The organism is Microvirga sp. RSM25, assembly GCF_044784385.1.
In the GTDB taxonomy this organism is placed as follows: domain Bacteria; phylum Pseudomonadota; class Alphaproteobacteria; order Rhizobiales; family Beijerinckiaceae; genus Microvirga; species Microvirga tunisiensis.
Window position 1 is genome coordinate 4899380 of record NZ_CP173039.1, and the last position, 12064, is coordinate 4911443.

The 12064-nt window shown below is 64.3% G+C and carries 12 protein-coding genes and 1 pseudogene; 4 read left to right on the forward strand and 9 right to left on the reverse strand.

Annotated elements, in window-relative coordinates; translation table 11 throughout:
- Positions 1-5 precede the first annotated feature (5 nt).
- Positions 6-257 (reverse strand): hypothetical protein, encoded by a 252-nt coding sequence (locus tag ACD578_RS23295; protein ID WP_152710090.1) that lies wholly within the window; start codon positions 255-257, stop codon positions 6-8.
- Between the two features lie 217 nt (positions 258-474).
- Here ACD578_RS23295 and ACD578_RS23300 point away from each other — a divergent pair, with 217 nt between their 5' ends.
- Both ACD578_RS23300 and ACD578_RS23305 read left to right on the forward strand, forming a co-directional pair.
- A complete protein-coding gene (locus ACD578_RS23300; RefSeq protein ID WP_404288921.1) occupies positions 475-1248 on the forward strand; it encodes a hypothetical protein in 774 nt (257 codons plus the stop codon).
- Positions 1249-1318: 70 nt separating this feature from the next.
- The gene (locus ACD578_RS23305; protein ID WP_152710092.1) at positions 1319-2278 is read left to right on the forward strand and encodes a DMT family transporter; all 960 of its coding nucleotides are present in this window, start codon (positions 1319-1321) and stop codon (positions 2276-2278) included.
- On the opposite strand, the gene ACD578_RS23310 is transcribed toward ACD578_RS23305, so the two are convergent.
- On the reverse strand, positions 2247-3200 hold the full coding sequence (locus ACD578_RS23310; protein WP_404288923.1) for a hypothetical protein: 954 nt from the start codon (positions 3198-3200) through the stop codon (positions 2247-2249). The genes ACD578_RS23305 and ACD578_RS23310 overlap by 32 nt on opposite strands.
- 256 nt (positions 3201-3456) lie before the next feature.
- Here ACD578_RS23310 and ribA point away from each other — a divergent pair, with 256 nt between their 5' ends.
- Both ribA and ACD578_RS23320 read left to right on the forward strand, forming a co-directional pair.
- Entirely contained in the window at positions 3457-4569 is a 1113-nt protein-coding gene (ribA, locus tag ACD578_RS23315) for a GTP cyclohydrolase II RibA (RefSeq protein ID WP_404288925.1), read from the forward strand.
- A 147-nt stretch (positions 4570-4716) separates the two neighbouring features.
- Positions 4717-6400, forward strand: a pseudogene (locus ACD578_RS23320) (L-lactate permease).
- Between the two features lie 66 nt (positions 6401-6466).
- On the opposite strand, the gene ACD578_RS23325 reads toward ACD578_RS23320, so the two are convergent.
- From ACD578_RS23325 to ACD578_RS23355, 7 genes are all read right to left on the reverse strand, one after another.
- Positions 6467-7636 carry a M20 aminoacylase family protein gene (locus ACD578_RS23325; protein WP_404288927.1) on the reverse strand — a complete coding sequence of 390 codons (1170 nt, stop codon included), beginning with the start codon at positions 7634-7636 and terminating at the stop codon, positions 6467-6469.
- 93 nt (positions 7637-7729) lie between these two features.
- Positions 7730-8659 carry a peptide ABC transporter permease gene (locus tag ACD578_RS23330; protein WP_404288929.1) on the reverse strand — a complete coding sequence of 310 codons (930 nt, stop codon included), beginning with the start codon at positions 8657-8659 and terminating at the stop codon, positions 7730-7732.
- Positions 8590-8940, reverse strand: a complete 351-nt coding sequence (locus tag ACD578_RS23335) for a hypothetical protein (RefSeq protein ID WP_404288931.1) — start codon at positions 8938-8940, stop codon at positions 8590-8592. Before ACD578_RS23335 ends, ACD578_RS23330 begins: the two co-directional genes overlap by 70 nt.
- Positions 8941-9165: 225 nt before the next feature.
- Entirely contained in the window at positions 9166-10056 is an 891-nt protein-coding gene (gene mmsB, locus ACD578_RS23340) for a 3-hydroxyisobutyrate dehydrogenase (protein ID WP_404288933.1), read from the reverse strand.
- Positions 10053-10487, reverse strand: a complete 435-nt coding sequence (locus ACD578_RS23345; protein WP_404288935.1) for a DUF4267 domain-containing protein — start codon at positions 10485-10487, stop codon at positions 10053-10055. Before ACD578_RS23345 ends, mmsB begins: the two co-directional genes overlap by 4 nt.
- A complete protein-coding gene (locus ACD578_RS23350; protein WP_404288937.1) occupies positions 10484-10855 on the reverse strand; it encodes a DUF5367 family protein in 372 nt (123 codons plus the stop codon). Before ACD578_RS23350 ends, ACD578_RS23345 begins: the two co-directional genes overlap by 4 nt.
- The gene (locus tag ACD578_RS23355) at positions 10852-12003 is read right to left on the reverse strand and encodes an isobutyryl-CoA dehydrogenase (protein ID WP_404288939.1); all 1152 of its coding nucleotides are present in this window, start codon (positions 12001-12003) and stop codon (positions 10852-10854) included. The genes ACD578_RS23350 and ACD578_RS23355 overlap by 4 nt, the downstream gene beginning before the upstream one ends.
- Between the last annotated feature and the right edge of the window lie 61 nt (positions 12004-12064).

Below are 12064 nucleotides of genomic sequence, written 5' to 3' on the forward strand. Positions count from 1 at the left end.
ATCAATCAGCGGAAGATCGCCGTGAGGAGCAGGGTGGTGCCCGCCACCGACGACGAGAGCGCGACGATCATGGCCCAGATGTGCAGCCGGTCCCGCTCCTCCTGATTGAGCAGGGGGCGATAGCGCGAATCCGAGCGACCGAAGATGAAGCTGGTATTCCGCGCCGGCCGAGGATCGTGAGGCAGCACGCAGAAGCTCGACCGCACCGCGTGATGGCGGACGCTGTAGGACGGTTCGCGGGAGAGCGGCGGGGTCATGGCGGGGCGCTACATGGGACAAGATTACGGGCGAGAGGTTCGCCTTAAAGCCGTGAACGAGTGGTAAAGGCGCGGGGTCACTTTCCATCGTCGTAAACCAAACCTTGATGACCCTTCGATCTTCCCTGTGGATCGTCCGGACCATTCAGGGCTGTTATTTCATTTTCCAACGTTTTATTGTTATATTATGTCGTAACGTCAGCGGAAGAGGCGAATCATGATCAAGATCGCAACCGGGGCAGGCGCTCTAGCGGGGGTAGGCGCTCTTGCGATGGTGCTCCTTCTGGCCGCCTGTAATCAGAATGGGGCCGGATCGGTTGCGCTTGGAGCGGCCACGGGACTGGATCCGACCGGCCTGTCCGGAACCGCGGTCAGTATGGTCCAGAGCGCTCAGCCCGAGCGGGATCCGGACTCGCAGAGCGTGGATTTCAGCCGATTCGCCTCACGTCTCTCCGATGCGGCTGCCGGCAACACGGCGCGACCAAATTATCTGGGTGAACTCGATCGCCAATCGAGCCTGATGATGGCCAGGCACGCGGCTGGGATGGCCAGTACGGTTGCATCGGCTGCCATCGGCGGAGCCATGACCGGCGGTGTCGGCTTGGCGGCCGCGGCTCCTTCTCTCGCCATGCAGGCTGCAGCAGCAGGCATGACGACAAGCCAGCTGGCCGCTGCGAGAGGTCAGGCCAGCGCCGCCATCGCACAGGCGGAGGCTCAGCGGGCTGCCGAACAACTCGTTTCCGATGCGGATCGCCCTGCGGAGGCACAGGCCGTTCTCTCCATCCTCAATGGTGCCGGCGCAGCCAGCGCCACTTGGCAAAATCCGTCGACCGGGGCTTCCGGCAAGGTGAGCTTGAAACCGATGAACAAGAAGGCGTTCGGCGCGCTCGATTGCCGCCTCGTCCGGCGAGAAATGCGAAGCCGTGGCGCCACGCGGACCGGCGAGATGCTCGCGTGCCGAAGCAACGGGGAATGGTACGACCTCTCCTGACCGCAGAAAACGGGTCGTGCGGCGGTCGGCTTTGTGTCATTTCCGATCGGTAAGATCCGGAATCGACCCTATGACGCAAGCCTCCATCCAAAAAACCATGACCGCGTCCGATTGGGCGCTGTTGGCCATTCTCTCGATCGTCTGGGGTGGCTCCTTCCTCTTCGTGGGCGTGGCCGTCCGCGAATTGCCGCCCCTGACGATCGTGGCGCTGCGGGTGGTGACGGCGGCCTCGGCGCTGCTTCTCACCTTAAGACTCATGGGGGTGGATCTGCCGCGTACCCGTCAGGTCTGGTCTGCCTTTCTCGGCATGTCGATCCTCAACAACGTCATCCCCTTCACCCTGATCGTCTGGGGGCAGAGCCATATCGCCAGCGGCCTCGCGTCCATTCTCAATGCGACGACGCCGCTCTTCACGGTGATCGTGGCCCATTACCTGACCGAGGACGAGCGCCTGACGGGACAGCGCTTCGCCGGCGTGATCGTGGGTTTTGCCGGCGTTGCGGTGATGATCGGGGCCGCGGCCTTCGCTTCGTTGGATGCGAGCATCCTGGCGCAGCTGGCGGTCCTGGGAGCGGCCCTCTCCTATGGCTTTTCCGGCGTGTTCGGGCGACGTTTCAAGACCATGGGCATTCCACCTCTTGCGACCGCAGCCGGACAGGTCACGGTCTCAAGCGCGATCCTTCTGCCCACTGCGCTGATCGTCGATCGGCCCTGGACGCTGGCGATGCCGAGCACCGGGGCGATCGTGTCCCTGGCGGCCCTCGGCCTGGTCTCGACGGCTTTCGCCTATCTGATCTTCTTCCGCCTGCTCGCGCGGGCGGGCGCCACCAATGTGGGCCTTGTGACCTTCCTCATCCCGGTCAGCGCCATCCTGCTCGGCGTGCTCGTCCTCGGCGAGACCTTGGCGATGCGGCATATGGCCGGCATGGCTCTGATCGGCGGAGGCCTCATCCTGATCGATGGCCGCCTCCTCTCGGCTTTGAAAGCGCGGTTCAGCGTTAAGGAGCCGGCGCCGCACGGAAACGGTTGAACATCATGTCGGGCGCGCTGGTATTGTGGCGCGAGGGAACGAGCCTGCCCATCCACGCATCGGTCACCTTGGCGCCCGGAAAATTCATGATCGGCTCTTCGCGCCAGGAGCGGGCCCCAGCCTCCCGTACGGCGATGCGCGCCACGTCGGCGTTGAACTCGGTCACGTACATGGAACGCAGCCCTGCGAAGGGCAGGCCGGAGACACCCAGATCGAAGGCGACATCCAAGGTCATGCGCTCCTCATTGAGGGCCTTGACGGCAACGGTTGATCTGCCGCCCTTCGCCAGGGTCAGCGTGAAGGTCATGGTCTTCGGGTCGAAGGCCACGTCCTTGAGATTCACCACGGGCCGCTGGTCGAATTCCACCGGGCCGACGAGGAAAGAGGAGCCGTAGGAGGTCCAGTCCAGATGCTCGGGCGGGAGCGGCTTGATGCGCCAATAGCCGTCGCCCGGATAGATCACGAGCACTTCCACCGCCTTGTCGCCGCGCTTCTTGAGCAGCTGAAGGAGATGGATCCTATGCGTGACCTTGTCGCCGATGGTCACCGTGACGTCGCTCGGGCGCCAGAACTCGGTGAACGACAGCCCCATGATTCGGACATTGCCGTCCTCGTAGAGGGTGCTCATGGTGGGATGCGGCTTGGCCGAGGTTTCCTGCGTGATGTCCTCACAGGCGGTCCAGTCCGGCTCCCAGCGGTCCTGGCGCAGGGACCCCATATAGGCCGGATGCACGGCCTCGATCTGGAAATGCTTCACCGCGGGCGAGGTGAAGTTGATCGCCACGTTGTCCTTTTCCGCGCACAGCACCGGTTCGCTGGTATTCGTCACGTCCACGGCCAGCCCATCGAGGGTGGCGGCGCCTGCCGTGGAGGCAAAGCCGAGGAAGCCAAGGGCGATAAGCCGGGGCAAGAACATGGGCATCGTCCAGTATCTTTACGGAAGCTAAAGCGGAGGGAAGCGCCAGAGATAGCGCGGTCCGGCTATGCCGTCGAGCCAAGAGACTTTTGCAGCCGAGCCTGTTGATGAGGCATGGCTGCCATCGCATCTATGGGGTTAGGGATCGGGGGTAGCCTGTGATAGGGTGAAAATCGTCCTGAAGCGTGGCTTCAGGGGCCGTCTGGCCCCAAAGACCCCCTGACCTGCCAGATTTGAGGCCGTCTTTCTTGAGTTTCCGATTATGCGCCTGACCTTGAGCCTGTCCGATAATCCCGCCACGACCTCGGTCGAGCGGGCGATCATGGAGTTTCGCAGCGCCCGTCCCGTGGTGATCGACGGGACTGAGGGCAGCGCGCTCGTGGTCGGCGTCGAGAACCTGGACGAGACCATGGACACCGAGATCGAGGCCGTTGCAGGCGGCCACGCCCATCTCGTCCTGCCGGCAGCAAGGCTCCGTCGCCTCGGCCTTGAGCGTGAGGTTCCCGGCCGGGTGGCTCTGCCGGTGGTGGACCGGAACCGCGTGGAAACCTTAGGCCTCAAGGTCGATGGTCGCATCGACGCGCCGGTTCGCCCCGCCGACGAGCTGGACGGCGAGGCGCTGGAACTGGCCCGCCTGTCGCTCGTCCTGCCGGCCGTGATCGTGGTGCCGCTGGCGAAGGGCATCGAGATCGCCCCGTCACTCGTGCGCGTGTCGGGCGAAGCCATTCGCGGCTATCGTCGTGCCAAGGCCGCCGACCTGGAGATCGTCAGCCGGGCGCCGGTGCCGCTGGAAGGCGCTCCCACCAGCGAGTTCGTGGTGTTCCGTGGCGGCGAGGGCCTGCGCGATCAGGTGGCGATCGTCGTCGGCAAGCCGGATGTCTCGAAGCCGGTGACCGTGCGGCTGCATTCGGCTTGTCTCACGGGCGATCTCTTCGGCAGCCTCAAATGCGATTGCGGCGACCAGCTGCGCGAGACCGTACGCTTCATGGCCCAGAATGAGGGCGGCATCCTGCTCTATCTCGACCAGGAGGGACGCGGGAACGGCATCGCCAACAAGATCCGCGCCTACAAGCTTCAGTCGCAGGGCTACGACACCTACGATGCCGACGAGGTACTGGGCTTCGAGGCCGATCAGCGCCGCTTCGATTTCGCCGCCGCGATGCTGCAGGGGCTCGGTGTCGGCAAGGTCCGCCTGATGACTAACAACCCCGAGAAGATCGCGGCGCTGACCAAGGCGGGCCTCGAGGTGATTTCCGATCACCGCGTGCTGGGGCGTCCGACGGCGGAGAATGTCAGCTACCTTGCCGCCAAGCGCGACCGCGCCGGCCATTACATCGACCTCGAGGGCATGCTCGCCTGCTCGAACAAGGATTGAGCGGTTAGCGCCGCAATATTCCTGTCAAGCTTGTATTGTCACTGTAAAACAATGTTCTAGCTTCTCCTTAAGGCGGAAAGGACCGCTCCGGCCCGACCGCTACGCCATGCATGCCAGCTTCCGCTGGCAGGTTGAGGGGGAAAGCCCATGTGGAGCCAAGTCTATAATCCGTTCAACAATGCGACGTTGTCGACCATAGCGGCCGCCGTTCCGGTCGTTCTGCTCTTGGTGATGATCGCCTCCGGCAAGGTGAAGGCACACATTGCCGCCGTCATCGCGCTTCTCGCGGCGATCGCCGTCTCCGTCTTCCTGTTCACCATGCCCACCGGGCTTGCCACACGCGCCGCCTTGTTCGGCGTCGCAACCGGCATGTTCCCGATCGGCTGGATCATTCTGAACGTCATTTTCCTCTACCGGCTGACGGTGGAGAGGGGGTATTTCGCCACGCTTCAGCAGTCGGTCGGGAACATCACGACGGACCGACGCCTTCAATTGCTGCTCGTCGCCTTTGCCTTCGGGGCTTTCTTTGAAGGCGCAGGCGGCTTCGGCACGCCGGTTGCCGTGACGGGTGCCATCCTCATCGGTCTTGGCTTCTCGCCGCTGGCGGCCTCCGGTCTCTCGCTGATCGCCAACACCGCTCCGGTCGCCTTCGGCGCCCTCGGCGCGCCGATCCAGGGCCTTGCTTCCGTCACCGGCTTCGATCCTTATGTTCTCGGTGCCATGGTCGGCCGTCAGCTGCCCTTCTTCTCGCTCATCGTGCCGTTCTGGCTTATCGCGGTGTTTGCGGGGTTGCGCGGCATGATGCAGATCTGGCCTGCGATCCTGGTGTGCGGCGTCTCATTCGCGATCCCGCAATTCCTGATCTCGAATTACATCAATCCCTGGATCGTCGACATCGGTGCATCTCTGATCTGCATGGCGTGCCTCGTCGGCTTCATGCGAGATCTGGCACCCGAAGGAGATCTGGACCTCGCCGGCCCTGCGCACGCGCGACGATTCCGTGGGAACCCTGACCCGGACTGCTCCCCTGAGCGCCGCCACACCCACCATGACCCCTCAGGTGGACCGGGGAGAGGTTTTCCGTGCCTGGGTACCGTGGATCATCCTCTCCGTCATCGTCGCGATCTGGGGCACGGGCTGGTTCAAGGCGCTCGTCAACCCGATCTTTACCTGGAGCTATCCCGTCCCAGGCCTGCACAACATGGTGCAGAAGGTTGCGCCCATCGTGGCCAATCCGACGGCGGAGCCTGCCGTCTTCGCCTTCACCTACATGTCCTATACGGGCACGGGCGTGCTGATCGCAGCCATCATCGCCGGCTTCGTCATGGGATTCTCCCCCTTGCGGCTCATCACCGCCTGGTTCGAGACGATCTGGGTGCTGCGCTATTCTCTCATCACCATCGCGGCGATGCTGGCCATCGGGACGCTCACCCGCTTTTCAGGTGTCGACGCAACGCTCGGATTGGCTTTCGCCGGGACGGGAATCCTGTATCCGTTCTTCGGCACCTTGCTCGGCTGGCTCGGCGTGGCGCTGACGGGCTCTGACACCGCGTCCAACGTCCTGTTCGGTGGCTTGCAGAAGATCACGTCCAACCAGCTTGGGCTGTCACCCATCCTCATGGCGGCGGCGAATTCGTCCGGCGGCGTCATGGGCAAGATGATCGACGCGCAATCCATCGTCGTGGCGTCGACGGCGACGAACTGGTTCGGGCATGAGGGAAGCATCCTGCGCTTCGTGTTCTGGCACTCCATCGTGCTCGCCTGCCTCGTCGGCGGCCTCGTGATGCTGCAGGCCTATGTCCACCCGTTCACGGAAATGGTCCTGCACTGACGGAAGACGTGGGATGAAAGAAAGCCGCCGCCGGAGAGATCCGGCGGCGGCTTTTGTCAAAGAAAACTACCGGGCCGGCATGCCGGTTTCGACGATCTTCGCCCAGAGCGAGACGCCGTAGGGGCTCGCCTCGTCGTTGAAGTCATAGGCCGGGTGGTGTACGCCGGCCGTGTCGCCGTTGCCGAGGAAGATATAGGCGCCCGGGCGCTGCTCCAGCATGTAGGAGAAATCCTCCGCGCCCATGAGGGGGAGCACGGTCGTGTCGACGGCATTCTCACCGCTGACGGCACGCGCGACGTTTGCCATGAACTCGGTCTTGTCGGGATCGTTCATGGTGACCGGATAGCCGCGGTCATAGTCGATTTCGGCCTTGGCCCCGAAGGCGGCGCAGACATTCTCGACGATGGCGCGGATGCGAGTCTCGGCGAGATCTCGCACGTCCGGAGAGAGGGTGCGCACGGTGCCGAGAAGCATCGCGGTCTGCGGAATGACGTTGAAGGCATCGCCCGCCTTCACGGTGCAGACGGAAACCACCACGGAATCGAGTGGATCGACGCTGCGCGAAGCGACGGTCTGAAGGGCCGTGATCACGTGAGCCGACACGACCACCGGGTCGATACAGTCATGCGGGCGCGCCGCGTGGCCGCCCTTGCCTTCGATGTTGATGGTAAAGCGGTCCGCCGCCGCCATCATCGCGCCGGGGCGGATGGCGAACTGGCCCACGGGAATGCCCGGCATGTTGTGCATGCCATAGACCTCGTTCACGCCGAAGCGCTCCATCAGGCCGTCCTTCAGCATTTCGTTGCCGCCGCCGCCGCCTTCCTCTGCCGGCTGGAAGATCACCACGGCCGTGCCGTCGAAATTGCGCGTCTCGGCCAGGTACTTCGCAGCCCCGAGCAGCATCGCCGTGTGGCCGTCATGGCCGCAGGCGTGCATCTTGCCGGGCACCTTGGACTTGTGCGGAACGTTCGTCGCCTCCTCGATGGGCAGCGCGTCCATGTCGGCGCGAAGACCGATCACCTTGCCTGAATTGTTCGAGCGGCCCTTGATCACGCCGACGACGCCGGTCCGCCCGAGCCCGGTCACGACCTCGTCGCAGCCGAAGCTCTTCAGCTTCTCCGCCACGATGCCGGCCGTGCGATGCACGTCGAACAGGAGCTCCGGGTTTTCATGGAAGTCGCGACGCCAGGCGGCGACTTCATCGGCAAGGTCGGCGACGCGGTTGATGATCGGCATGAACGTTCCTCGGGTTAACGAATCCGCAAGCCGTCAGCCAAGCAGAGGCAGGGCCTCTCCGTCAATCCTTCTCCACGAGGGAGAAGGAGGTCGTTACACTGTGCGACGCAGAGCGGCCTTGGGACGCTTCGTGCGAAATTGCCCGCGCTCGATGGCGACGAAGATCAGCACCAGAACCACGAGCGCCGTGAACCACCAGACCTGCGCGGTGCCGATGCCGAGGCAGCCCAGGGTGAAGGCGCACGCGAACGCGGCCATGATGCCGGGCGCCACGGTGGCACGATGGCTCTTCGCGCCGACGACGGCCTGATACAAAAGAACGCTGCCGGCCGCCGCGCCCACCAGTCCGAGTTCGTACCAGATTTCGAACAGCAGGGTGGATGGCGCGCTCGGTGGAACCAGTCCGAAGAAGCGGCCGCGCAGGGCGGTCTCCAGCCCGTGTCCTGTCAAGAGCCGCAGCGGCTCGTCCAGAATGATCCGGCGCCACACCTCGAGGCCGAGGGTCGTCGGCGAGTTTGCGCCGAGCAGGCTGGCCGCCACGGGCTTCAGGATGAAGGGCAGGACCGGTGCAAACAGCAGAAGGCCCGCCATGACGAAGCCGATCAAGCGAGAGCCGAAGACCGGATTCCATGCCGTGATAACGAAGACGACGGCGCCTGCAGCCAGACCGTAGAGGGGCAGGCCGTCACGCGTGAGGAGGGAGCAGATGGCAACGGCGAGCGCAAGGCCGATGGCTTCCAGGTTGCGTCCGCGGGAGTGGAGCCAGGCGATGGCAGGCCAGAGCAGCAGAACGAGCATGAGCATGCCGCGCTCCAAGCTCAGGCCCTCCGGGTCGAAGTGGCTGCCGCCGGTGATCGTCAGGGAAATGGCGATCAGGGCCGCGAGGCCCACGCCGACGGGAAGAAGATAGAGGTTGGCCGAGCGCATGCGCTCGGGAATGGCGAAATACCCGCCTAGCCCCATGAGGGCCATGCCGATGATGTTGAGAAGCCGCTCGGAGGCCTGGGGCAGAAAGGAGTCCAAACCAGGGACAGCCCGGCCCAGAACAGCAGGACCAGCCCGGCCACTCCGCCCGGAGAGGCGGCAAGCGCAGTGAGCTTATCCCATGCATGCCTTGCGCCTCCGTCGAGCACCGAGGCGAGGACGAGGAGAATGACCGCGAGAGGCGCCATCACCACCAGCGCGCGCCGCGTGAAAAGGGCCGCCAGAGGCACGGCAAAGAACAGGATCGCAAAGCCGAGGCGCCGCAGCATGGCGGCGGCATCGGCTGAAGGATTGGCCGTTTGGGAAACGGAGCGGATCATGGAGGTGGACAATCGGCGGTTGAGTGTTCAGGAACGGAAAGCGTAATGGACGGGAGCACCAAAAGCTGTAGGTGCGATGCAACACATCCCAGCCCTTGTGCCTTTTGGGAGAGCATGCCCTCCTTCGTCATTGCCGGCCTTGCGCCGGTGATCCCGATCCGAAAGGCGCAGCGCTCTTCCAATCGAGATGGCCGGCGCAAGGCCGGCCATGACGTGGGAAGGTTCCTACCCCTTTTGTCCCCGTATGAAGTTGATGATGCCGGAAAAGTCGTCGCCCTCGTGTCCGGCATTGTTGAACAGGGCATAGAGTTGGGCCGCCTCCGCGCCCAACGGCGTCGAAGCTCCCGAGCCGAGGGCCGCCTCCTGCGCCAGCTTCAGGTCCTTGAGCATCAGCGCCGCCGCGAAGCCCGGCTTATAGCCGTTATTGGCGGGCGAGGCCGGCACGGGTCCGGGCACCGGGCAATAGGTGGTGAGCGACCAGCACTGGCCTGAGGACGTTGAGGCGACATCGAACAGCGCCTGATGCGACAGCCCAAGCTTTTCGCCGAGTACGAAGGCTTCCGCCACGCCGATCATCGAGATTCCGAGGATCATGTTGTTGCAGATCTTCGCCGCCTGGCCCGCGCCGGCCTCGCCGCAATGGACGACTTTCTTGCCCATCTTGGAGAGGATCGGCTCGGCCCGATCATAGGCTGGCTTGGCGCCACCCGCCATGAAGGTGAGCGTGGCACCCGTCGCGCCGCCGACACCCCCGGACACCGGCGCGTCGAGGCTCAGCAGGTTGCGGCCCTGCTCGCGCGCCATAGCATGCGCCTTGCGCGCGCTCTCCACATCGACAGTGGAGCAGTCGATGAGCAGCGTGCCTTCCTTCACCGAGGGCAGGATGTCGGTCCAGACCGAGAGCACATGCTTGCCGGCCGGCAACATGGTGACGACGACCTCAGCATCCTTCACTGCATCGACGGTGGAGGCGGCGATGCTCGCTCCGTCGTTCCGCGCCTGATCACAGGAGGCGGGCGACAGATCGAAGCCGGTGATGGTGTGCCCGGCCCTGACGAGATTGGCGGCCATCGGCCCGCCCATGTTGCCGAGGCCGATGAAGGCGATGCTGGTCATGAGAGTCCTCCCGGATTGCGATGTGACGTTCGGTTGAGCAGCCAGAATGCGCCCGCCGCCATGACGATACCGCTGCCGGCATGCAGCAAGAGGTGTTTCGGGCTCTCGAAGCCCCGCTCCAGAAAGACGAGGATGACGTCGCCGGCAGGAATGAGAATTGTGAGCCCGAGCACTGTGCCTACGATGCGACGGGTCGACAGACGCGACAGGGCCGCGAGATATGCCCCGAAGGCGAGGTCCCGCAGACCGATGGCCGAGACATAGGACAGGCCCGGTCCCTCGGGCGCTGCGATTCCGAAAAGGGCTGCCCCGGCGCGCGGCGCGAAGATGAACAGCAACCCTAAGAGTACGAACACGCCCGACAGGGCGAACACGAGCCATGTGCTCGGCTCGTGCAAAGGCAATCCCGATGGTTCGTTCCTGAGCGTCATGCGCGTCGCGCCACCCACAGGGCTCCGACAAGCGCGAAGCCGTAGAACCACAGCATCAGCGATCCGAAGACCTTGTCCAGGGTAGGATCGAGCTGCGGGAAAAAGACTGCGAAATGCGAACCCACGGCGGCCATGATCAGCATGCCCGGAACAGCCGCCAGACCCATGACATGGATGGCAGCTTTTCGCGACACGCGCAGGATGCGGTCGATCGACAGACCAAATCCTAAGCCGAGCACCGCCCCTGCTGTGAAGTTGAGCTGGAACGGTCGGCGACCCTCCAGGAAGAACCATGGCCCTGCCCACGAGAACAGCGCGAAGATCGCCGCGGCGATGCCGAAGCCGAGGCCGAGCGATCTCACCATCATCGGTTGCCGCGTCCCACCAGGTCGCGCGCAACGATCAGGCGCATGATCTCGTTGGTGCCCTCGAGGATCTGGTGCACGCGCAGGTCCCGCACGATCTTCTCGACGCCGTAATCGGCGAGATAGCCGTAGCCGCCATGGAGCTGCAGGGCATCGTTCGCCACCTGGAAGCCCACATCGGTCGCCATGCGCTTGGCCATGGCGCAAAGCTTCGTGGCATCGAGCGCCTTCGCATCGAGGGCGGAGGCCGCACGCCACAGGAAGGTGCGCGCGCATTCGAGTTCGGTGGCCATGTCGGCGAGCTTGAACTGCAGCGCCTGGAAATCCGCGATGCGCTTGCCGAAGGCCTTGCGGTCGCCCGTATAGGCGAGTGCCTTGTCCAGCGCCGCCTGAGCGCCGCCCAGCGAGCAGGCGCCGATATTGATACGCCCGCCGTCGAGGCCCGACATGGCGATCTTGAAGCCCATGCCCTCGTCCGAGAGCCGGTTGGCCACGGGCACGCGCACGTCCTCGAAGATCACGGCGGCGGTGGGCTGCGCATTCCAGCCCATCTTCTTCTCCTGTGCGCCGAAGGAGACGCCCGGCATGTCCTTCTCGATCACGAGGGTCGAGATGCCGGACGGGCCGTCCTCGCCCGTGCGCACCATGGTCACGTAGATGTCGGATGTGCCGGCGCCCGAGATGAACTGCTTGACGCCGTTGACGATGTAATGATCGCCGTCGCGCATGGCCCTGGTCTTGAGCGCGGCCGCATCCGAGCCGGAGCCCGGTTCGGTCAGACAATAGCTCGCGATCAGTTCCATGGTGACCAAGCGCGGGATGTAGCGGCTCCGCTGCTCCTCGGAGCCGTAGCGGTCGATCATCCACGTCGCCATGTTGTGGATGGAGAGATACGCCGAGATGGCCGGGCAGCCGGTGGCGAGCGCCTCGAAGATCAGCGCCGCGTCGAGCCGCGTCATGCCCGATCCGCCCACATCGTCGCGGGTGTAGATCGCCGCCATGCCGAGGCTTGCGGCCTCGCGCATCACATCCACGGGAAAATGCTTCTTCTCGTCCCATTCGAGGGCGTGAGGGGCGAGGTTGTCCGCCGCGAAGGCGAGCGCCATGTCGCGGATGGCGATTTGATCGTCGGTGAGTGAGAACTGGGTCATGGGCCTAAATCGTCACGACAGAGGCGCTTCGTGCACCCCGACTTTGGATCTAGAGCATCCT

What these genes read in the sequence shown, in the direction of transcription:
- mmsB (WP_404288933.1), bottom strand. Translation starts at nt 10,056, where the DNA reads ATGACCAGCATCGCCTTCATCGGCCTCGGCAACATGGGCGGGCCGATG.
- ACD578_RS23310 (WP_404288923.1), bottom strand. Translation starts at nt 3,200, where the DNA reads ATGCCCATGTTCTTGCCCCGGCTTATCGCCCTTGGCTTCCTCGGCTTT.
- ACD578_RS23305 (WP_152710092.1), top strand. Translation starts at nt 1,319, where the DNA reads ATGACGCAAGCCTCCATCCAAAAAACCATGACCGCGTCCGATTGGGCG.
- ACD578_RS23355 (WP_404288939.1), bottom strand. Translation starts at nt 12,003, where the DNA reads ATGACCCAGTTCTCACTCACCGACGATCAAATCGCCATCCGCGACATG.
- ACD578_RS23325 (WP_404288927.1), bottom strand. Translation starts at nt 7,636, where the DNA reads ATGCCGATCATCAACCGCGTCGCCGACCTTGCCGATGAAGTCGCCGCC.
- ACD578_RS23335 (WP_404288931.1), bottom strand. Translation starts at nt 8,940, where the DNA reads ATGATCCGCTCCGTTTCCCAAACGGCCAATCCTTCAGCCGATGCCGCC.
- ACD578_RS23300 (WP_404288921.1), top strand. Translation starts at nt 475, where the DNA reads ATGATCAAGATCGCAACCGGGGCAGGCGCTCTAGCGGGGGTAGGCGCT.
- ribA (WP_404288925.1), top strand. Translation starts at nt 3,457, where the DNA reads ATGCGCCTGACCTTGAGCCTGTCCGATAATCCCGCCACGACCTCGGTC.
- ACD578_RS23295 (WP_152710090.1), bottom strand. Translation starts at nt 257, where the DNA reads ATGACCCCGCCGCTCTCCCGCGAACCGTCCTACAGCGTCCGCCATCAC.
- ACD578_RS23345 (WP_404288935.1), bottom strand. Translation starts at nt 10,487, where the DNA reads ATGACGCTCAGGAACGAACCATCGGGATTGCCTTTGCACGAGCCGAGC.
- ACD578_RS23350 (WP_404288937.1), bottom strand. Translation starts at nt 10,855, where the DNA reads ATGATGGTGAGATCGCTCGGCCTCGGCTTCGGCATCGCCGCGGCGATC.